Here is a 21,873-nt window from a genome sequence, read left to right on the forward strand (position 1 = left end):
TGTAGGCAAGAAGTTTCAAAAAAATTGCTGGAAATTTTAAAAAACCGATCTTTTTTTAGCCCATGACACCAATTACTTGTGCTAAACCCTGTTTTAGTTTGTCCAAATCCTCTACTGAATTGTACACCGAAAAGGAAGCCCGCACTGTTCCCGGGATGTCGTAAAAGTCCATAATGGGCTGGGTGCAATGGTGCCCAGCGCGGATACAAATGTCTTGTTGCCCCAGAATGGTGGCCAAGTCATGGGGGTGAATGCCCTCAATGGTGAAGGAGATGATCCCGGATTTTTGAGCGGCCTCGCCATAAAACTGGATGCCGGGAATGCTGCTCAATTTTTCCATCCCAGCGGCGAGTAGTATTTGTAGATGGGCAGCGATGTTTTTTTGCCCCAAAGATTCTACAAAATCAAGTGCGGTGGCTAAAGTGGCTATACCGGCAATATTGGGGGTGCCCGCTTCAAACTTGTGCGGAATCGGCGCAAAAGTGGTTTTTTCAAAAGTGACATCCCGAATCATTTCTCCGCCAAAACGGTAAGGCGGCATTTCCTTCAGGAATTTTTCACGACCATACAATACTCCAGTACCCGTAGGCCCAAAGATTTTGTGCCCCGAAAAAACCAAGAAATCTACATCCAATGCCTGCACGTCAATTTGATGGGAACTGATGCTCTGAGCTGCATCAACTAGCACGGGAACTCCTTGTTCATGCGCCAAGGCAATGATTTCTGCAATGGGATTGATGGTGCCCAGGGTATTGGAAATATGGGTGAGCGCCAGGATTTTCACCTTGGGGTTCAATAGGTCTTTTAATGCTTGCAAATCTAGTTCTCCCTTCCAATTAAAAGGGATGACCTTCAGTTCCGCTTTTTTGGCCAAACAAACTTGTTGCCAGGGAATCAAATTGGAATGGTGCTCCATGGCGCTGATCAAAACCTGATCACCTGGCTCCAGCCGTGGCAAGGCAAAACATTGAGCCACCAGATTGATGCCATCAGTAGTGCCGCTAGTGAAAATCACCTGTTTGGCTTGTGGCGCATTGATGAAGCGGGCACAACGTTCGCGGCTACCTTCGTACAGGGCGGTAGCTTCGGCTGCCAGTCGGTAAATCCCACGGTGTACATTGGCGTTGTGTTGCTCGTAATATGCTCGCTCTGCTTCGATCACCACCTGGGGCTTTTGGGTGGTGGAGGCATTGTCGAGGTAGACCAAATCATGGAAGTGTTGAAAAACCGGAAAGCTTTGCCGAATCTGTTGTGGACTGAACATTGGTAGAGATTTGGGTTTCAATTTAGATAAAAACGAGTATTATTGAGTCTAGAAAAATGAGCAAAGCTGAATATTAGTTATTCTGGCAATCCTCATCCTGAGGTGAATCTAAAGTGCCTGAGGTTTCTTAGGTGGTGAAATATTAACTGCTTCGCAGATTCTTTTTTTCACCACCTAAGAAACCATAGGCACTTTAGATTCACCTTAGTTGATTATAGCCTAAATTACGCATGAAACTAAATTCTTCAATCATTTAACTTATGCTGACTGTTGCCCAAGCTGAATCAACTATTCTCCAACATGCCTTACCGTTGCACATTGAGCAGGTTCCTTTGCAAAAAGCACAGGGACGTATCCTTGCTGAAGACCTCTTTGCCGACCGTGATTTTCCCCCTTTCGACCGTGTAACCATGGATGGAATTGCCATTCATTATGCCGAATTCGCGGCGGGTCGTCGGCATTTTCCCATCGAAGCAGTGCAAGCCGCAGGAGCTGCACAACTCTCATTGCAGCAGACCCAACACTGCCTGGAAGTCATGACCGGCGCACCCTTACCCTTGGGCACTGATACCGTCATCCGCTACGAAGACCTCTTGATCGAAAACGGTATCGCTCAAATCAACATCGAAGCCATTACCCAGCGCCAAAACATCCACTCGCGGGCCATTGACCGTCACGAGGGAGATTTGATCATCGCCGCTGGCCGCAAAATTGGCCCGGCAGAGATGGCTACAGCGGCTACTTTGGGTAAAGCCGAAATTGCAGTAGCTCGTTTGCCCCGCACGGCGATCATTTCGACTGGTGATGAATTGGTAGAGGTACACGAAACACCCATGCCCCACCAAATTCGACGTTCCAATGTGTACGCCATTCAAGCCGCTCTGGCCGAATGGAAAATTGAAGCCGAAGCCTTTCATTTTTACGACGATGAAGCTGCCATTCAAGCCGGGATTCAGGATATTTTAACGCGTTATGAACTGGTCATCCTGAGCGGTGCTGTTTCCGAAGGCAAGTTTGATTTTGTCCCCCAGGCATTGGCCGCGGCAGGTGTACAGCAGCTTTTCCACAAAGTGAGCCAAAGGCCGGGAAAACCGTTTTGGTTTGGGACTTTTGGCGCCCAGGCCGTACTTTTTGCTTTGCCGGGCAACCCGGTTTCCGCTTTTGTGGGTACTTACCGCTACATTTTGCCCTGGTTGCGGCAATCACTTGGATTGAAAAAATGGCCAATCCAAACGGCGGCCTTGACCCGGGAGCTCGATTTTAAACCAGATTTGACCTATTTTGTTCCAGTTAAATTAGACAATGGAAGTGCAGGATTGATCAAGGCAACACCACTGGAAGGGCACGGCTCGGGCGATTTGGCGAACCTGAACGATGCAGATGGATTTTTGGAATTGCCCAGAGAAAGGTCACATTTTTCAGCGGGAGAGGTATTCCCTTTGTACCGCTACCGATGATTGATGTGCTGATTTGCTAATGGGTTAATGTGTGGATATGGAGCAAGAATTGAATGAATTGTATTCTCCGGTTATTTTGGATCACAACCAGCATCCCCGGCATTACCAAAAGCGCCCGGAGGCAGGGCTGATTTTGGATGCGTACAATTCACTTTGTGGGGATAAGTTCAAATTGTACCTGGATGTACAGGAGGGTAGGGTAGTGCAGGCTTCTTTTTCGGGCTATGGCTGTGCGGTATCCAAGGCGGCTACTTCGGTTTTGATGGAAAAAATTCAGGGTAAAACCTTGAAGGAGGTGCAGATGTTGGTGAAGGATTATTTTGAAGTCACCAAAACCGATCAAGAGTTGACAACTGATGAAGACCTGTTAGCTTTTGCGGCAGCAAAGAAATTTCCGGGGAGATTGAAATGTGCGGTGTTGAGTTGGGAGGCGGTGGAGGAGTATTTGGAACAGAAAGTCTAATTTTCATTAAAACTGCCACTCATCCAAATACTTCAAAAAAATCTTCGCCAGATTCTGCGCATCCGCCAGGGCCCGGTGTTGCGGCCCCGTAAAATCAAAGCCCTCCGCTTCCACACTCGCCTTCAGCCCCCGGGGACGGCGCAAGCGTTTCAGCTCCATGTACTGGTGCTTGATGTTGATGTGGGAATGCACCCAGTCATTTTCAACGTCGTGCAATTGGCAATCTTGGAGCAGCAAGCGTTTGTCCGTTCCGCCCCAGGAACAAAGGATGTAATCCTCGTCCAACATCAAACCCCAATCCTGAAAAAGCTCCACCACAGTTGGGAAAAGAGCTGCGCGATCCACTTCCGTTTGTTTGATGTTCGTCAACTCCTGGCAATACGCTGAGAGGCGGGGATTGAGAATAGGACGAACCATTCGGCTGAATTCATCTTCCACCTCGCCGTAGCCATTCATCAGCACGGCGCCAATCTCGATAATCTCCTGCACTTTGGAGGGTGGACTGCCCTCCCAACAAGTGGCTTCAAGGTCAAAAATGATGAAATTCAAGGCGATTGGGTTTTGAGTTTTTGTGTTTGAAACCTTTCCTATACTTCTATTTCGGCTCCAGAGTCAGTAAGGCCTCTTTATTGAGTTCAATCACCTCGTCCAACTGGTAATTATCCAGGCGGTTGTGGTAATAGTACAACAGCGTGAAATCTTCGCTAATGATGACTTTGTCCCGATTGTACCTCAACGGTTTTTTCAGGTGAAAAGTGCCAAGGTGCATCAAACCATCCTTGATCAATTCATCCAAACCTCCCCGCACAATGGTGGATAGCTTGATTTTACCCGCATCTTCCAATCGGTACAACTCTTGCCGAATTTGTTCAATCACATCCTTGAGCACCGACTCCTTGAACACATAATCCTCGTTGGGCAAACGCAATACCCCGAATAAATCGAGGCGGGAATTTTCTTTGCGCAACATTTGAAAGGCTGCAAAAGCCACCAAATGACTACTCAAAACGATGTTATCGGCGAGGTAGCGCTCTACGATTTTTTCGGCCAGGTCTTTGGTGTATTCCGATTCGCGTTGCAAGTTCTCGGTGACCTTGCCCCCGGATACAAAATAATCCTGTACCTGAATCAGGTTCCCGTATTTATCGTAACTGTTGCCATCGATGTCGACCGGGTTGCCCAGCACGTCCATGGGTTGCCCGAAGGAAAGGGCGATGTCATTGCCTTCCGAAAGCACTTGCCAGATGAAACGAATGATCTGTAAGGGATTGTAAAAATCATCCTTAGCCTTTAAAAATCGCTCCTTGCCCATTGTCCGCAGGTAACCCTCGACCAAAAACGGTGCTTCTAACACAAAATGATACCCCAAGACCAAGGGCACAATAAAGATTTTTTGATCCTTGCCCTGTTGGTACAAAGCCCGCTGTGCTTCAACGGTAGTACTCAATAACCCCAATTTGAGTTTTTCCTCCAACTTGCCCGAACGAGAGCGAGTGCCCCCCGGAAAAAACAAACTATTGGTACCCCGTTGCAGGGAGAGATTGGACATGGTTTTGAGTGTTTCCAGATAGATGCCATTTTTTTTGCGGCGATCCACCCGGTAAGCACCCAGACGATTCATAAAATAGGCGGTGTAGCCCGTATTGTAGAGGTTTAAACCTGCTCCGTATGAAAAAGAAGGCAAGCCCAGCACCAAATCCAGCACGTAACCAATCAAAATGGAGTCCAGGTTGCTAAAGTGAGTGGGTACCACCACCACAGTGCCTTTGGTCATCAAACCCCGGATTTTTTCCAATTCGCCCTCTACGATCAATTTTTCGGCCAACAACTTTTTTTGATAGGCAAAACGCCAGAATCCCTTTTGCCGAGCTTGTAAAAGACTATTGAAAAAACGGGTCAAAAAACGCCGAGCAAAACGAAAGGTAGAAATGCGAAAAGTGCCCACAATTTCCTCCGAATAACGGTGGATGATGGCTTGCAAGATTTCGGCGTTGTTTTTGGCGGCTTCCTGATCGGGTTTGTCCAGCGAATCTTTGATGAGTTTACGGCGAATTCGACTCCAAAACTGCCTCTCCTTGGGCGGATCCACTTTCCAGCGCTCTTCCTTGATGCGGATGCGTTCCTGATAAACAGTTTCGGCAATCAGATCGGTTACTTTTTGGGTCGATTTTCGGGTAAGCCGATCCTGCGTAAACGCGTCGATATCGTGAATAAAGGCCCGGCGGTCTTCGCTCAACTTGTAAATCGGCCACTCTTCAATATCGGGAATGACGGACGGGAATACGGGCGTTTTGGATCGTTGCTTCATAGTCAGTAGGTTGAGGGAGGTTGAGGGAGGTTGAGATGGTTGAGGCTGCCGCGAGCGATTTTGACAAGGTCCTCGTCTAAGTCTCTCGCGGCAGCCTCAACCATCTCAACCTCCCTCAACCATCTCAACCGTTTATCATTTTTTCTTTTTAATCTCTAGCGCACCCTCAGCGGCTAAACCATCAATAAAATTGAGGATTTCATCCCGTCCAATGTTTTTATTGGCTGAGGTGAAGAATTGTTGAGGCAACTCATTCCAGTATTCCAGCAGTTTTGCCTGCATTGCCTGAATGTTTGCTTCAATTTCCTGCGGCTTCAAACGATCGGTTTTGGTGAACACCAGCACAAATGGAATGTGCATTTCCCCCAACCAATTGATGAATTCAATATCCACCGTTTGAGGGGGAATATTGGAATCTATCAACACAAAAGCAGTGCACAAGGTAGGACGCAACACCAGGTAATCCTGGATCATCTTTTGCCATTCCTTGCGTTTGATTTTGGAAATTTTGGCATAACCATAACCCGGCAAATCGACAATGGCCCACTGTTGATTGATCAGGAAATAATTCAACAATTGGGTTTTGCCCGGTTTCTGGGAGGTGTGCGCCAATTCTTTTTTGCTACACAACATATTGATCAAAGAGGATTTACCCACGTTGGACCGACCAATAAACGCAAATTCCGGAAACTCGGCTGCCGGGCATTGCGAATGACTAGGAAAACTCCCCTTAAACTCTGTAGTCACTATTTCCATCTTTTCTGTACCTCTTTTTGTGTGGTAAAAGTAATAAGTACGGGGCGATAAAAAAATAAATTGTTCATTTTGCCAAAGGATTAGATAATTAAACGTTTCATTTCAAGTTTCTTATCTAATCCTTTGGCTCGAGAAAATGAACATTTATTTTTGCCCACTAATAATGGTGGTTTGGCGTAAGATTTGCATCTTTTGTAAAGCACGGGATCAAAATATTCATTAACTACCCGTGGATAAAAACTTAAAACCATGAAGAAGTACGCTTTGTTTCTGTGCTTGATGACTTTAGCTACAATTGGCTACAGTCAGATTCGTTTTGGTGTAAAAGGAGGGCTGTTGACTTCCAGTTTGAATCAGGAAGACCTGGCCATCCTGGATGCCGGAGGCGTAACCCGTCTCAAACTGGCGCTGGAAGATGCCAACTATGGCGTTAATTTTGGCTTTTTGATCCGGGCAGAACTAGGCAATGGTTTTTTGCAACCAGAAATCAACTTTCGCTCCAATTCCGTCAATTTTACCCTCGATGACCTCGGGCAACCCGGCACTCCTGGCGATGTTTTGAAAGAAAGTTATCAGTACCTTGATATCCCGGTGATGTTGGGCTTCCGCCTCGGGCCACTGCGCCTACAGGGTGGCCCTCAAGGCAACTTTTTCCTCAACAGCACCTCCGACTTGTTTGATTTTGAAGACTATGATCAAAACTTCAAAGATTTCACAGTTGGGTATGCCGTAGGTGGTGGCCTCGACATTTGGAACCTGATGATTGACCTCCGTTACCAGGGGAATTTCAGCAAATTTGGCGAACACATCAACTTTTTTGGCAAACAATACCAATTCGATCAAAGCCCGGCGCAGTTCAATCTGACGGTGGGCTGGTTGTTCGGGAAAAGAAAATAGTTTAAAGTTGAAAAGTTGAAGGGTTAAAAAGTCGCTGCGGGAGCCCTTCTTTTCAACTTCTTTTCAACAATTCAACTTTTCAACCTATTTTTGATATGACTTTTTTGCGCTTTCTGCATCTTAATAATAAACCAAGGACCAAATGAAAAAAATACTGAAAAGACTGTTGTTGGCGCTCGGAGTGCTTTTGTTGTTATTTGTTGGGACAGCTTTGGCAATTCCCTACTTTTTTAAAGATGAAATCCTGGCCAAGGCTAAGGAAGCCATCAACGCCAACCTGAATGCTAAGGTAGATTTTTCGGATGCAAGCCTCAGTATGTGGAGTACTTTCCCCAATTTGGGGTTGACTATGGACAGTTTTACTTTAGAAGGCATCGACGCATTTGCGGGTGTAAAACTGGCCGATGTAAAAAAAATGACCCTCGCCCTCGATTTTTGGTCGGTTTGGAATGGCATGGATCCGATCAAAATCAAATCGGTAACGGTGGATGAACCCAAAATTCACGTATTGGTAACCAAAGAAGGCCTTGCCAACTACGACGTTGCCAAACCAACGGATGACACCAGCACCACAACCACCGACTTCAAAATAGACCTGGAAGACTACCGCATCAACAATGGCAGCCTCATTTACGATGACGCGAGTATGAGTGCCTACGTAGTTGCAAAGGGCCTCAATCACAGTGGTTCGGGCGACCTTACTGCAATGATCTATGACCTCGATACCAAAACTGAAATAGATTCCCTGACGGTTACTTACGGGGGCATGAGTTACCTGAGCAAGGCCAAAACTGCCCTGGATGCCATTTTTCAGGTAGACCAAAACCAAAGTAAATACACCCTGAAAGACAACGACCTGCGGGTCAATGCCCTACATTTGCAGGCCGATGGTTGGGTGCAATTGCCCGATGAAGACAACGTGTTGATGGATTTGACCTTCAATGCACCTGAAAATGACTTCCGCAATTTGTTTTCGATCATCCCTGGTGCCTATTTGCAAGGCTACGAGCAGGTCAAGGTCGACGGCAAATTTGCGCTGGATGGTGAAGTGAAAGGCACCTATAACGCGGTGACTGAACAAATGCCCGCCTTCAAAATCAACATTGGTGTGGACAACGGCCGGGTTAAATACCCCGATTTACCCCTGTCCATTGCCAACATCAATGCCAAAGGCAGCATTGTCAGCCCGGGCAGCGATATGGACCAAATGATCATCGATTTTTCCAAATTTGCGCTCAAAATTGGGAGCAACCCGATCGAGTCCCGCTTTATTCTCAAAACGCCGATGTCTGATCCAGATGTTGACGCCAAGGTCAAGGGGATTCTTAATTTGGCCGAACTAGCCAAAGCATTTCCTATGGAAGGTTTGGAAGACTTGCGCGGTAAAATCACTGCCGATGTGGTCATGCGGGCCCGGCAGTCGCAAATCGAAAAACAACAATACGAGAGTGTAGACATGCGTGGCAACGCCCGTGTAGAAGGTATGGCTTACCGTGGCGCTGGTTTGCCAGTGGTCAACATCCAGGATGCCCAAATGACCTTCAGCCCGCAGTTTGTGGATTTGAGCCGTTTTGTAGGCAAGTTGGGCAAAAGTGACATCCAGGCCAGTGGTCGCATCAACAACATTCTGGCTTACTTTTCGCCTAGCAAAACCATGACGGGCAATTTAACCGCCCGCTCGCATTATTTTGACGCCAATGAATGGATGCCAGCCGAAGAAAGCAGCAGCACGGTAAGCGCAGCAGCGCTTTCGGGATCAGGCACAACTACTGCTTCCACCGAGATTTTTGACCGTTTTGATTTTGGGGTTGATGCCCAAGTGGACAAACTCGTATACGACAAATATACCTTGCTCAATAGCATAGCCAAGGGCCAAATCAGCCCCAATCGCATGAACATCAGTTCGGCGTACACTCAGATCCAGGACAGCGACATCGCGGTTAACGGGACGATTACCAATGTGTTTGACTACCTCTTCAAAGGGGGCACTTTGGGCGGGAACATCAACCTCAATTCCAATAAACTGGACCTCAATCAGTTTATGACGGAATTCACCGGAACCCCTTCCAGTGCTCCAGTAGCCGATGCTCCAGCTGAAGAATACGGCGTCATCCTGGTGCCCGACAACATCGATGTCAACATCAATGCCACTGCTGGACAGGTTCTGTACACCAACATGACCCTCGACAACATCAAAGGTCATCTGGAAGTAGCCGATAAAGCAGTAGAATTGCACGATGTAAGTGCCAACACGCTGGGTGGAACCATCGGTTTTTCGGGTTTGTACGACACCAAAAGTGAAAAAAATCCAATGTACAACATGCGTTTGGACATGTCCAAAATGGATTTCCAAAAAACCTTCAAGACTTTCAACTCCTTCCGCATCCTGGCCCCAATTGGTGCATTCATCAACGGCGTGTTCAATACCAGTTTGGTGCTAAAGGGCAACTTGAAAGACAACATGATGCCCGACCTCAGCACCGTAGATGCCAAAGGCTTTTTGGAAACCGTCAACGGCGTAGTGAAAGGGTTTAAACCCCTCGACGCCATCGGCCAAGCCCTCGACATTGCCGAAATCAAAAAAGACTTGCTCTTCAACACTAAAAACTGGGTGGCTATTCGCGAAGGGGGAATTGATGTAAGTGCATTTGACGTCAAAGTGAAAGACATCCAAATGACCATCGCCGGGCGTCATACCATCAATCAGGTCATCGATTATACCGTTAAACTCAAAATTCCGAAAAAATACCTGGATCAAAACCCGGCTGGAAAACTGGCCGCCGCCGGCTGGAAACAACTGAAGCAACAAGCTTCCAAGGTTGGGATACAAATGCAGGAATCAGAGTTTGTGAATGTATTGGTCAACCTCAGCGGGAATGTCAACAGTCCCAAAACGCAGTTCAATCTGTTGGCCAGTGATGGCGAAACCGTGGCCACCGATGCGGTGAAAAACGCCATAAACGATGAATTCGACGCGCAGAAGAAAAAGCTGGAAGAAGATGCCAAAAAGAAAATGGCTGAAACCGAGGCCAAAGCAAAGGAAATGGTAGGCAAAGCCGCCGACTCTCTGCGCAACTCGGCTCAGCGGGAAATTGACAAGAAAAAAGCGGAACTGGAAGCCAAGGCCCGTGAAAAAATTGGCAAAGAATTGGGCAGCAAAATGACCGATACCCTAGGCAAAAAAGCCCAGGAAAAACTAGGCGAGGTGATCGACAAGGGCAAAACCAAGGAAGAAGTGGACAAAGTCAAAAATGAATTGGAGAAATTCAATCCATTTAAGAAGAAAAAGCCGGCTGCGGATACAACCGGAGTGAAGAAAAACTGAGTCTTTTTGGTGCTATTGCCGAGCACCCATCTTAGGTGATTCTTAAGTGTCTGTGGTTTCTTAGGTGGTGAAAATAAGTCGCGTTCTTTTTCACCACCTAAGAAACTTAAGGCACCTAAGTCACACCCAAGCCGTAGTTTAGCAGAGCATTTTACCTGAAATTACAGCATATGCGCATCCTTTACTTTACCCTCCTCCTTTTCTGCTCAGCTCAGATTTGGGCACAAGACACCAAAAAAGCCATCACTTTACCCGATTGGCCCGTCAAACCCACTGCCCTGAGCTCCCTCAATTCCCCCCAACGCGACATCAACCTGTCTATCACCCCCAATGGCCGCTTTTTGTACTTCATGAGTGGTCGGGGTCAACAGCCCTGGTCGCAATCCTCTACCAGCTACAAAGGTCGCCCCGAGTTTGATGGTGACATTTGGTACGCCGAAAAAAAGAACGGACAATGGGCCACGCCCCAATGTTTGCAAGCCCCCATCAATACGCACAGTGGAGAAGATGAACCCAATATCTCCGCGGATGGCCAAACGGTATATTTCCAAAGTTGGCGCGACGATTGGGCGAGCACGGGCGGCCCTTACTACCGGGCAGAGCTTCGGGGCGAACGTTGGGAAAATCCACGCGGCTTGGGCACCGGGATTACGCGTTTTTTTCGCGGCACCGGGTTTACGGCCACCGACGGGATGTCCATTGCGCCCAATGGCAGGGTGATGGTAGTCGCTTGTGGCGGTGTGTACGACGGCCCCATGGATTTGTTTGTAAGTTGGAAAAACGAAGAAGGCATCTGGAGTGTGCCCGAACGCCTGGATGTATGCACTCGTGGGGATGAACGTTCGGTGTTCATCGGTGCGGATAGCAAAACCCTCTATTTCGCCTCGGATGGTTGGGGTGGTTTTGGTAAACTGGATATTTTTAAAACTACCCTCGAAGGGGGCGCGACTACCGGAGAGTTGATCAACATCGGACAACCTTTCAACACCCCCAATGAAGATTATGGATTTTTGCTCGATGCCCCCCGCAACGATGTTTATTTTGTGCGGGAAGGCGACATTTATTATGCCAATTTGGGCAACAATGTAGATGCCCGGATCAAACCCGAAGCCGTTGTTATCATCAATGGAACGGTGCGCGAAAAAGGCAAAGGTGCCCTCGAATCCAACCTGTTTTTCCGCTTCGATGAAACGGATGACATCCTGACCAAAGCACGGAGCAATGGCCTGAGTGGCGAGTACTCCATGTCTTTGCCCCGTTATCCGGGCGAATACACCCTGCGCGTGAACTTCGCAGAGGGTTATCCATCGATTGAACAAAAAGTGATCATTGATGAAAATACGCCGGAGGTTCTGGAAATTTCCTTTGAGGTGGATCCGGCAGCAACCAATGAACCTGTGGTAGAAAAACCTAAACCAGTTGTGGTCGCGAAGACGCCAGCGCAGCCCATGTCTTCCATCATCCTTTTTGCTTTTGACCAGGCTGTCATCAATGAAAGCAGCCGCACGGATTTATTGGCGATTGCCGAAGCAGCCAAAAAGGTGGGCAGCTACACGTTGACCATCATTGGCCATACCGACGATGCAGGTTCCTCCGATTACAACCAAAAATTGTCAGAACGACGTGCCAAGGTAGTGGCAGATTTTTTTGCCAGCCAGGGGCTTACCGCCAAGATTGCTGCAAAAGGGGAGTCTGTGCCAGCTGTAGCGAACGACTCGGATGGGAACAAGGCGAAGAATAGAAGGGTGGAAGTGGTGCTGGAAATGATGTAACTAAGCGCATCATTTCTGAGGTGATTCTTCGGTGGCTTAGGTTTCTTAGGTGGTGAAAATAAGTCGCTTTCTCACCACCTAAGAAACCTAAGCCACCAAAGAATCACCTTAGAGACATTTACACATCCTCCTTTGTGATCCACTTCGGCACATGAATCGGCTGATAATTGCGCATTTTTTCCAGCAACTCTTTAGGCTCGCGCGCATCCAGAATCAACCCCCGATTCTCCGTTTTGAGAAACTCATCCGTCACTGCCCGGCCCAAAAACTCAATCAGGCTATCATAAAAACTCAGGATATTGAGCAAACCCAGTGGTTTTTCGTGCAAACCCAATTGCGCCCAGGTACACAATTCAAACAACTCATCCAAAGTCCCAAACCCACCGGGCATGGCAATCGCCCCATCCGATAGTTCGAACATTTTCATTTTGCGCTCGTGCATGGTTTCAGTGTAGAGCATTTCAGTCACTCCGGTATGTTCTACTTCCTTGTGGGCCAAAAAATGAGGGATCACCCCAATCACTTTCCCGCCCTTTTCCAATACCGCATCGGCAATGACGCCCATGAGGCCGACTTTTCCACCCCCGTAAACCAAGGCGATGTTTTCTTGTGCCAACAACTCGCCCATTTGACGGGCTACGTGGGTATATTTTGGGTCGGCACCGGTATTGGCTCCGCAAAAAACGGTTAATGCACGCATGAGTACTTTTTTTGCAAAGAAAAGCAGCCTGAATTACTCTGTGCCGTTTTTTCAAAAAAAATAATCTGGATTGGGGTAAATCGTGGAAAAATCAGGATATTTAATTCAACTGCCAATGAGCAAGCACACCCTATTCAGTAAAGTCCTACAACTACAAACCATGTCAGCAAGAACATTCGTCCTTTTCGTCCTTTTTTTACCACTAACCCTCAACGCAATCGCGCCCCTGCAAGTAGCCCAACTAAGCTGCGAGTACCTGGAAAACCCATTGGGAATCGATGTCACCAAACCACGGTTGTCCTGGACTTTTAGCACCACGGCCCGCAACCAAAGCCAGTCTGCATACGAAATCGTCCTCCATACCGATCAAAAACAATTGGATCAAAATAAGGCGGCTACCTGGTCGACGGGTAAAATAAGCTCCTCCCAAAACTTACACATCGAATATACTGGGCCAGCGCTGCAATCCTTCACCCGCTATTTCTGGAAAGTAAAAGTATACAACCAAAACGGCGAAGCTTCGGAATGGAGCAAAACCGCCTGGTTTGAAACCGCCATGCTGAGTCCCAAAGATTGGCAGGCTCGTTGGATCAACGATGGCAGCACGCCACCCGCTCAGGAAGAAAAATACTACGAAGACGACCCCATGCCGATGTTTCGGAAACCATTTGCGGTAGGCAAAAAAATCAGCTCAGCGCGTTTGTACATCAGTGGGCTGGGTTACCATGAGGCGTTTTTGAATGGACAAAAAATTGGGGATCATGTACTCGATCCGGGCTTTACCACTTTTCGCAAACAAGTCTTGTACGTGGTACACGACATCAGCAGCCAGGTGCAAAAAGGCAACAATATCTTTGGCGTCCAGTTGGGCAATGGCTGGTGGAACCCCTTGCCTTTGCGCATGTTTGGGCGTTGGGATTTGCGCAATTTCCAGGAAACGGGCCGCCCTTGCCTGCGCGCCGAAATCCACCTCAAGTACAGCGATGGCAGCAAAGAAGTGATCGCCAGCAACGATACCTGGGAGACCGCTCCAGGTTCCATCACGCGCAACAACGTGTACCTCGGCGAACACCAGGACGCGCGACTAGAGCGCTCCTTCAGCGAAACAAAATCCTGGTCAAAAGCAAGCCTATTCAAAGGCCCCAGTGGTGAACTGAGCGTGCAAATGCAGCCTCCCATCCGCATCACCAAAACGATTCGTCCGCGCAGCATCAAGTTGATTGGCAAAGACACTTTTTTGGTGGACATGGGGCAAAACTTTGCTGGGGTGGCCAGCTTCAAGGTCAAAGGCCCAGCGGGCACCAAAATCACCATGCGTTTTGGGGAAGACACCCTGAAAAATGGCCACTTGAACTGGTGGACCACCGTAGCCGGCCAAATCAAGGAAGCCTGGCGACTTAGTGGCGGCCCGGGAGCCCCAAAAACCGCCTGGCAAAAAGACGAGTACATTTTGCGGGGCGATGCCCTAGCAGAAACCTTTGTGCCTCGCTTCACCTTTCACGGCTTTCGCTACATCGAGATCGTGGGCTGGCCGGGCCAGGCACCCAGCCTGGACGACATTCAAGGTTTGCGCATGAATACGGACTTATCGCCCAATGGCAGCTTTGAATGTTCCAATGCGATGTTCAACCAATTGCATGAGGTGATTCAATGGACTTTTTTGAGCAATGTGTTCAGCGTCCAATCCGATTGCCCCGCCAGAGAAAAAATGGGCTACGGTGCCGATATGGTGGTGAGCTCCGAAGCGTTTTTGTACAACTACAACATGGCCAATTTTTACGGCAAGACTGTACGCGACTTTGCCAATGAACAGCGCCCCGAGGGTGGCATTACCGAGATTGCCCCTTTTACCGGCATTGCCGATCGGGGCTATGGCGACTTGTCGGGGCCGCTGGGTTGGCAATTGGGCTTTCCTTTTTTGCAGAAGAAATTGTACGAGTTTTATGGCGACAAACGGGTGATCGAGCAATATTATCCGGCCTTTGAACGACAGATGACCTTCCTGCAAAGCAAGGCCGTAGACAATCTCTTCTACTGGGACATCAGCGACCACGAAGCGCTGGACACCAAACCAGAAGCGCTCACGGCTGCTGCCTTTTATTACCACCACGCCCTGTTGATGACGGAGTTTTCGGAGATTTTAGGCAAAAAAGAAGCGACCGAGAAATACCAAAAACTGGCTAACAACATCAAACGCGCTATCCAAAACCACTACCACGTGAATGGCACCGGGCGTTTTGACAATGCGACCCAGTCGGCGCAGTTGTTTGCCCTGTGGTACAAACTCGCTCCCGACCGCAAGCAGGCTTTGGAGGTGTTGTACCAGGAGTTTCAACGGCATAAAATGCACGTTTCCACGGGCATTTTTTCCACCAAGTACCTCTTCGACGTGCTGCGAGAAGAAAACCTGAACGAGTGGGCGTACCAGATTGCGAACCAGCGCGATTACCCGGGATGGGGGGACATGCTGGCCAAAGGGGCTACCACTTTGTGGGAAACCTGGGGCGACCCTGGGTTCACCTATTCGGCCAATCACCCCATGTTTGGCTCAATTGATGAATGGTTTTACCGCTCGCTGCTGGGCATCAACCCCGCTGCTCCCGGTTTTTCCAAAGTCATCATCAAGCCCCAACCTGCCGGGGATTTGACCTGGGCAAAAGGGGCGTATCAGTCGGTGCAGGGTACCATTGAAAGCGACTGGAAAATTCAGGGCACCACTTTCTCACTGCGTGTGAACATTCCAGCAAATGTGCAGGCGGAGGTCTGGATCAAGTGTAAGGAGAATGGCCGCGTGACGGAGAGTGGAGTAGTTTTGAGTGGAGTGCAGTATCGGGATGGGTATGCGGTGGTGGAATTGGGTTCGGGGGAGTATCGGTTTGAGGCGGAACATTAAGCAGCATAATTCATTTTATCCACTAAAGCACAATATGACAAACGAAATCTACCTATTCAGCGGACTTGGCGCTGACGAAAGTGTTTTTCAGCGACTGGATTTTTCAAACTATTCGACAACTTTTATCAAATGGATAGCCCCATTAGGCCAAGAAACAATTGAACACTACGCCACAAGGCTGCTTGAGCAAATACCAACAGGGAGACCAATTCTGATTGGCCTTTCATTTGGTGGCATAATGGCTATTGAAGTAGCCAAACAAATTGACACGACAAAGTTCATTTTGATCGCTTCCGCCAAAACCAAAAAAGAAATTCCATTTTACTACCGTATGGCTGGGCGAATTGGACTGCATAAATTATTGCCAGCAAGACTTTTAAAAAGCTCAAATGTCGTAACAGACTGGTTTTTTGGGGCAAAATCAAGCTTTGACAAACAACTATTAAAAGAAATTCTCCATAACACAGACCCGACTTTTTTGGAATGGGCCATTGATAAAATAGTCCATTGGACCAACCAAGAGCAGCCCGAAAATATTTTCCATATTCACGGAGCAAAGGACCGAATTTTGCCTTTGAGTTTTGTAAATTGTGATGTTATAATAAAAAGCGCGGGACACTTAATGGTGTTGAATAAGTCGGAAGAGTTGAATGAAGTACTGTTAAATCAACTGCCACCTCAAAATTAGAACATATGAAATTATCCTCTTTTTTATTGCTAAACTGGCTTCTGCTCGCCTGGAACACCCATGACGTCGCCCCGAAGGAAGTGCTGATCACTGGAAAAGTCACCGTGAGTACCGTCAAAGAAGTGACTTATACAATCCCCCATCGAGGGATTTTCCATTGGGCGCTCAAAGCGAGTGTCCCAGTTGATGCGCAGGGGAATTTTCAAATTAAAATACCTTGTGAACAAACTTCCATCGTGGCGATTGGTGGGGCGGACCAAACCAAAAAGATCCTGATCCTTAGCCCCGGTGAGCACCATAAGCTCAACCTGGGGGCGGATAAAGACGAAGACTTTTTTGAAGCAAAAGGCCCGAATGAGGAGGGGCAAGAATTGTTTCAAGCTTTGCCTAACCCGGGATTTGTGCAGGTCGCTGCCGGTAAGTATTTTAAAGATACCGTCATTAGTGAGATCAAATCCAAAATTGCAGCGGAAAAGGCCAAAGATCTGGAACCCTTTATGGCCTTACTCAAGGCCAAAAAAATTACCCAGGCCTTTTTTGAATTGGTCAAAGCAGATCGGGATTGTTATTATGCAACCATGCAGGCACAGATCGTTTGGGTCAAATTGCTGCGAACCGATCCTGATAAAATCAAAACCTTCTCTCCAGCCTATCAATCCTGGTTTGCTGAAACCTTACGGGAATATCCCATCAGCAGCAAAAGCCTGATCTGTTCCTTTTGGTGGCAGGAGTACGCTTACACTTATCAGGGCGTTTCTATTTATATGGACAAGGATTTTGATCCAAAGCAACACGAGGAGCGGTATAAAAACGAAACTGCTCATACTTTTAAAATGAAAGATGCCCCAAAACGTTTCAGTGGGGAGTTTTTGGAATATTTTCAGTTTTCTTACCTCTATAGCGCTTGTTTGCAAAAAGAATACGAAAAGGAATTGATTGCCTTGGTGGAACAGTTCAAACAACAGTATCCCCAAAGCCCCTTCAGCAAGTACCTCCAACCTTTAGTCGATCCCATCGTCGAATACCACTTGGCTCAAGCGGCTGGATTCTCAGACCAATACCAATTTGTAGAAAACTACGCCAACCTCAACTCCCTGGAAGAAGCATTGCAGCCATTCAAAGGGAAAAAATTGTACATCGACGTGTGGGCAACCTGGTGCGGCCCCTGCAAAGCAGAATTTGCCCACAAAGAAGGCCTTAAAAAGCTGCTGGCTGAAAAAGGGTATGATATATTGTACATCTCCATTGACGAGCCCGACCGGGATGAGGCCTGGAAAGGCATGATCAAATATTATAAATTAGAAGGCAATCACTTGCGCACCAACAAGAATTTCAATAGTGATTTGAGGGAAATCTTTGATCAAGGTGGTGCCCTTTCGATCCCCTGGTACTTGATTGTCAATGAGGAAGGTAAAATTGTAACCACCAAGGCCAAAAGACCTTCTAATTTAAAGGGTTTGGAAGGGCAGTTATAGGCATGAAAGGCAATTATTTTGAATCCGAAGTGCTGATAAGTTTGCCTCAAACGCAAGGAGGAATTTTATCCGTGCTTCGGATTTTGCAAGCCCTAAACCCATTCTTCACTCAAAAATTTGCCCCACTTCCAACTCCAACCCCAATCCTGCAAAACGCAATACATCCCCAATTTTTAGAGTATTAAGCTCCTGATAGCTTCCATCTATCGGGTTAGTGTACACTTCAACGGTATGATTTTTCAAATTGACGATCCATACTTCAGCAATGCCAGCCTCTGCGTACAAAGGCAGTTTGATTTTGCGGTCTTTTTGAAGGGTGGTATCAGCCACTTCGATCAAAAAATACACCTCCTCTGGGCGAGGGTGCTGGTGACGGTATTTATGCGTATAAAAATGAGCAATGGTTAAATCAGGCTCCGGTTCGGAATAGTTGTCGATTTGAACCGGGTTCTGTCCTCTAATGATTGCTTTTTCTCGGAGTAGAAATAGCAGTAAATCGTGTAAGTTGTCAACTATACTGGCGTGAAAACTTTTAATCGGACTCATCTTCAGTATTTCTCCATGGATCAATTCAACGCGGTCACCTGGCTCAAGTATCCCTACTTCAGCCATTTTATAATATTCATCAACCGTAAACAGTTTTTTTTGCGTTTGAACGGCCATTTTATGCAGTTTTTTACAAAGATAAATATTTTGCCCTTCCCTCACAAGCGCCTTCTTTGAATCAAATGAAACGGATTCCCCGCAAGTTCACAAGTGATCACTTGCAAACTTGCGGGGAAACTGGTATCACCTAGCATTTAGCTTTGTGGAATATTCATTTTTAAAAACTTCACCCCCACCACAATCAACCACACCAACCACAGCGTACTCCCAATCAGCCCTGCCAAGTCCAGCACTGGAAAGCCCGGCATCACCGTAGCAAACAACTCCGCTTGCGCCAAAAAGTAAATGAAGGAAGTGCCATAGCCAAACCAAATCACCCATTTGGGCATCAAACGAAGCTTGCCAAAAGTATAACTCATGCCCAGCGTCCAGATGATGGTAAACAACTGCCCGATGTGCTCGCCCAGCACCACGCCACCGTATTGGTGAATAACTTGGAAGGCAATTTTAGTGGCCTCTTTGGCCATTTCATTGCCGTTAACATAGCTGTTCGCCAAAATGGGCACTACAAAAGTCCAGCGCAGCAAGCCCAACATTTGGACAATCAGACTGATCACCCCAATGTAGGTGACCCAGCGCACCAGCGGAAGTTTTGCTTCCAGTTTTTGGCCCAATAACACATAGGCGGGTAAAAGGGGCAAGCCTACCATTGCAAATGTCCACCATGTCCAAATCAAGGCGTTGCCCCCATAATGAAACTTGTTCAAAACAAATCCAATATCTTGTCGCAAAATTTGCGGGTATTCAAACGTAATGGACAAAATGGTGTAGGGAATGAACAACAAAATGCCACTGACAATCAATAAAATGCCGATGGTTTTTTCGGTTTTAAAGCTTGTATTTTCCATGGTTTATTGCTTTTTGGAATTAATAAAGAAGGAATAACTCAGTCCTGGGGTGGGGTTGATTTGTACATCCTGGTCTTTGGCAATCAACGCAATTCCCCCAATCCTAAAATTGAGCCCTTCCCAGATCATCCAGCGAAAACCAGCTTCCAAACCCAGCGCGTTTTGATCCTTGTAATCGAGGTTGAGGCCGCGCAGATAGGAGGCACCAGCGTAAAAAGAAGAAGGATGTTCTTTTTGACCTACGGGCAGAAACCACGTTGTTAGGCCCACCTTCATAAACTTGGTCGTGATCCCTGGTTCTAGCGCCGTAATGTAGTAGCCCGCGTGTACGGAAAGCTGTTGGTGGCGGAATTCCAGGCCGATGGAGGGGTTGCGAAAAGCATTGACGCTGAATTCATTGCCAGAAAAACGATTTTGGGCAAAAGTATGGCTAGCTGCTGCCAGGAGCAGCAATACGATAAACTGTTTCATTAGAATTGGATTTGAATTGGTTTGAATAAAAAAGAGGTAATAAAATGGAGTGCAATTTTACAGGGCTGCGTCCAGTTTGAACTTGCCAATGTGTGGCAACACGTCGCCGCCGAGGTACAGGTAACCCTGGTGCTCTTTCACGGCACCAGCTTCGGGCATGATCTTGCCTTGAGTATCGAACAAAGTGTGCAGAATTTTGCCTTCTGCGGATACATGCATGACCATGCCAAATAAATCTGCTTTGGGCTGCATGAAGTTGGGCAGGCTGTAGACCAGTTTTTTCATGCCTGGTTTTGGATGAATTTTATCCAGTGCATCGCTGCGTTTGGTGGTAAAACCCAGCCAGTAGCTGCCATCGGGCCGGATGGAAATGCCGTTGGGAAAACCGGGCAAATTGTCCATAAAAACCTCCGTTTGGCCTGCTTTCTCCCCTTTGAGCCAATAGCGCAGCACGCGGTACCGGGTGGTTTCGACCAGCAACACATGACTTTCATCCTTGGACAAAACCACGCCGTTGCCAAAATACGTCCCTGCCATTAAGGTTTTGACCGTCCCTTTTTGTGGGTCGTAGCAATAAAAGCCACCGATGGGCTTCATTTCCAGAATGACTTTGCGACCGTATTTGATGCTGTAAGGCGCAATTTCGGAGGTGTTGGAAAAATAGATTTTGCCATCCGAGGCCAAATCCAGACCATTGGGAATCAGGAATTTTTCACCCGCTTCATCTTGTTTGGCCAGCACCGTCACTTTTTTTTCGGGGCTGATGCTGATCAGGCCTTCTTTGTGACTCAGTGCCAGTAAATTTCCACGCTCGTCGAAGTGCAAGCCAGCGACCCAAGAGCCAGCGTCGTAAAAAATGCTCACTTTACCACTGGAATCAATTTTCAAAATCTTTCCATCACTAAAGTCTGCTGCGCCGCGGTGCACGCCACAGTACAGGTTTCCCTCCTGGTCAAACACAATGTCTTCCGGGCCGTACCAGCCAGCCAGAGCGATTGTTTGAGTTGTATTGAGCTCTTCGTTCAATGTGGTAACGCCAGTAAAGGCGGGTTTGGTGGCAGGCTCCCAGGCCTGTGGTTGGATCGCGCATCCCGTGCTTAAGGCAAGCAGCAAAATGCCGAAACTAAAAAGGTGTGTGTTGTTTTGTACTTGTTTCATGATGTCATCTTTTAATTGACAGCACAAAGTTCAGGCGAGGCGGTTTAAGAACACTAGACAAATGTCCAAAAGAAAAATAAGCGCATAAAAAATGAAAAAGTAGGCAATTAGCGAATCGTGCTCCGAATGCGACTCAGATGGCGGGGCGTTACGCCCAGGATAGAGGCAAGGTGTTGCAAAGGAATGTGTTGCAAAAGATGGGGCTCTTCACGCAGCATTTTTTCGTAGCGCTGCTCAGCATTTAGTACGATCAGGTCGTGCCGAGTGCTGGCGATGCCACAAACCGCGTTTTCCAAAAGGGCAATGTAGAAGTCTTTAAACTTCGGGAGTTCGTTGACCAACTTTTTTAAGGCGATTTTACTGATCAAATAAATTTCACCCTCTGTTAAGGCACGTACGGATTCCAGCGAAGGTGTTTCACTCACGAAACTCAGAACTGAAGAAATAAACGTGTTTTCGATTGAAACATAAGTCGTTCGTTCATTGCCATCCACAATGACGAAGTATTGAAAGAGACCGCTTTTTATAAAACCTATATGTTTGCTGGTTTTGCCCTCTTCGATAAAAAAATCATTCTTTTTGTACTGCTTTAACGTGAAAGCGTTCAAAACCTGATCGAGTTCTTTATTGGCGAAACCGATGGATTCAAAATAGTTTCGCAGTTTTTGCATAAGGCATTTCAGCTTTTGTCCTATACTCAAATCATAACATTGAACGTATCCCCTCAAAAAT

Annotated in this window: 18 protein-coding genes; 8 read left to right on the forward strand and 10 right to left on the reverse strand. The window is 47.3% G+C overall.

The window, feature by feature from the left end; all coding sequences use genetic code 11:
- Window positions 1-55: 55 nt before the first annotated feature.
- Window positions 56-1,264 carry an aminotransferase class V-fold PLP-dependent enzyme gene (locus ACEW9O_RS16240; protein WP_373551232.1) on the reverse strand — a complete coding sequence of 403 codons (1,209 nt, stop codon included), beginning with the start codon at window positions 1,262-1,264 and terminating at the stop codon, window positions 56-58.
- Window positions 1,265-1,524: 260 nt separating this feature from the next.
- Here ACEW9O_RS16240 and ACEW9O_RS16245 point away from each other — a divergent pair, with 260 nt between their 5' ends.
- Both ACEW9O_RS16245 and sufU read left to right on the forward strand, forming a co-directional pair.
- Entirely contained in the window at window positions 1,525-2,721 is a 1,197-nt protein-coding gene (locus ACEW9O_RS16245) for a molybdopterin molybdotransferase MoeA (protein ID WP_373551233.1), read from the forward strand.
- 37 nt (window positions 2,722-2,758) lie between these two features.
- Window positions 2,759-3,184, forward strand: coding sequence for a Fe-S cluster assembly sulfur transfer protein SufU (gene sufU / locus ACEW9O_RS16250; RefSeq protein WP_373551234.1), 426 nt, complete (start codon window positions 2,759-2,761; stop codon window positions 3,182-3,184).
- A gap of 6 nt (window positions 3,185-3,190) precedes the next feature.
- Here the strand turns inward: sufU and ACEW9O_RS16255 are convergent, their stop codons facing one another.
- The 3 genes from ACEW9O_RS16255 to yihA all read right to left on the reverse strand — a co-directional run bounded on the left by ACEW9O_RS16255 (window position 3,191) and on the right by yihA (window position 6,248).
- Window positions 3,191-3,733, reverse strand: a complete 543-nt coding sequence (locus ACEW9O_RS16255; RefSeq protein ID WP_373551235.1) for an exonuclease domain-containing protein — start codon at window positions 3,731-3,733, stop codon at window positions 3,191-3,193.
- A gap of 46 nt (window positions 3,734-3,779) precedes the next feature.
- Window positions 3,780-5,492: a 1-acyl-sn-glycerol-3-phosphate acyltransferase gene (locus ACEW9O_RS16260; RefSeq protein WP_373551236.1), complete on the reverse strand. Its 1,713-nt coding sequence runs from the start codon at window positions 5,490-5,492 to the stop codon at window positions 3,780-3,782.
- 135 nt (window positions 5,493-5,627) lie between these two features.
- Window positions 5,628-6,248, reverse strand: a complete 621-nt coding sequence (yihA, locus tag ACEW9O_RS16265; RefSeq protein WP_373551237.1) for a ribosome biogenesis GTP-binding protein YihA/YsxC — start codon at window positions 6,246-6,248, stop codon at window positions 5,628-5,630.
- Window positions 6,249-6,497: 249 nt separating this feature from the next.
- On the opposite strand from yihA, the gene ACEW9O_RS16270 reads away from it, so the two are divergent.
- The 3 genes from ACEW9O_RS16270 to ACEW9O_RS16280 all read left to right on the forward strand — a co-directional run bounded on the left by ACEW9O_RS16270 (window position 6,498) and on the right by ACEW9O_RS16280 (window position 12,242).
- Window positions 6,498-7,145, forward strand: a complete 648-nt coding sequence (locus ACEW9O_RS16270; RefSeq protein WP_373551238.1) for a porin family protein — start codon at window positions 6,498-6,500, stop codon at window positions 7,143-7,145.
- A gap of 142 nt (window positions 7,146-7,287) precedes the next feature.
- Entirely contained in the window at window positions 7,288-10,470 is a 3,183-nt protein-coding gene (locus ACEW9O_RS16275) for an AsmA-like C-terminal region-containing protein (RefSeq protein ID WP_373551239.1), read from the forward strand.
- Window positions 10,471-10,640: 170 nt separating this feature from the next.
- Complete coding sequence (locus ACEW9O_RS16280) at window positions 10,641-12,242, forward strand: OmpA family protein (RefSeq protein ID WP_373551240.1); 1,602 nt, start codon at window positions 10,641-10,643, stop codon at window positions 12,240-12,242.
- 118 nt (window positions 12,243-12,360) lie between these two features.
- On the opposite strand, the gene ACEW9O_RS16285 is transcribed toward ACEW9O_RS16280, so the two are convergent.
- On the reverse strand, window positions 12,361-12,942 hold the full coding sequence (locus tag ACEW9O_RS16285; protein ID WP_373551241.1) for a TIGR00730 family Rossman fold protein: 582 nt from the start codon (window positions 12,940-12,942) through the stop codon (window positions 12,361-12,363).
- A 160-nt stretch (window positions 12,943-13,102) separates the two neighbouring features.
- Here ACEW9O_RS16285 and ACEW9O_RS16290 point away from each other — a divergent pair, with 160 nt between their 5' ends.
- Genes ACEW9O_RS16290 through ACEW9O_RS16300 form a run of 3 tightly spaced genes read left to right on the forward strand, consistent with a single transcriptional unit; the run spans window position 13,103 to window position 17,998 of the window.
- Window positions 13,103-15,835, forward strand: a complete 2,733-nt coding sequence (locus tag ACEW9O_RS16290; RefSeq protein WP_373551242.1) for a family 78 glycoside hydrolase catalytic domain — start codon at window positions 13,103-13,105, stop codon at window positions 15,833-15,835.
- A 34-nt stretch (window positions 15,836-15,869) separates the two neighbouring features.
- Entirely contained in the window at window positions 15,870-16,523 is a 654-nt protein-coding gene (locus ACEW9O_RS16295; RefSeq protein WP_373551243.1) for an alpha/beta hydrolase, read from the forward strand.
- Between the two features lie 5 nt (window positions 16,524-16,528).
- Window positions 16,529-17,998 carry a TlpA family protein disulfide reductase gene (locus tag ACEW9O_RS16300; RefSeq protein WP_373551244.1) on the forward strand — a complete coding sequence of 490 codons (1,470 nt, stop codon included), beginning with the start codon at window positions 16,529-16,531 and terminating at the stop codon, window positions 17,996-17,998.
- A gap of 105 nt (window positions 17,999-18,103) precedes the next feature.
- Here the strand turns inward: ACEW9O_RS16300 and ACEW9O_RS16305 are convergent, their stop codons facing one another.
- The 5 genes from ACEW9O_RS16305 to ACEW9O_RS16325 form a co-directional block, all read right to left on the reverse strand.
- On the reverse strand, window positions 18,104-18,661 hold the full coding sequence (locus tag ACEW9O_RS16305) for a Uma2 family endonuclease (protein ID WP_373551245.1): 558 nt from the start codon (window positions 18,659-18,661) through the stop codon (window positions 18,104-18,106).
- A 137-nt stretch (window positions 18,662-18,798) separates the two neighbouring features.
- On the reverse strand, window positions 18,799-19,512 hold the full coding sequence (locus ACEW9O_RS16310) for a DUF4386 domain-containing protein (protein WP_373551246.1): 714 nt from the start codon (window positions 19,510-19,512) through the stop codon (window positions 18,799-18,801).
- 3 nt (window positions 19,513-19,515) lie between these two features.
- On the reverse strand, window positions 19,516-19,983 hold the full coding sequence (locus ACEW9O_RS16315) for a hypothetical protein (protein ID WP_373551247.1): 468 nt from the start codon (window positions 19,981-19,983) through the stop codon (window positions 19,516-19,518).
- 57 nt (window positions 19,984-20,040) lie between these two features.
- Window positions 20,041-21,141, reverse strand: coding sequence for an SMP-30/gluconolactonase/LRE family protein (locus ACEW9O_RS16320; RefSeq protein ID WP_373551248.1), 1,101 nt, complete (start codon window positions 21,139-21,141; stop codon window positions 20,041-20,043).
- 107 nt (window positions 21,142-21,248) lie between these two features.
- Window positions 21,249-21,812 (reverse strand): Crp/Fnr family transcriptional regulator, encoded by a 564-nt coding sequence (locus tag ACEW9O_RS16325; RefSeq protein ID WP_373551249.1) that lies wholly within the window; start codon window positions 21,810-21,812, stop codon window positions 21,249-21,251.
- Window positions 21,813-21,873 lie beyond the last annotated feature (61 nt).

Origin of the sequence: Haliscomenobacter sp. (assembly GCF_041740695.1) — a bacterium.
In the GTDB taxonomy this organism is placed as follows: domain Bacteria; phylum Bacteroidota; class Bacteroidia; order Chitinophagales; family Saprospiraceae; genus Haliscomenobacter.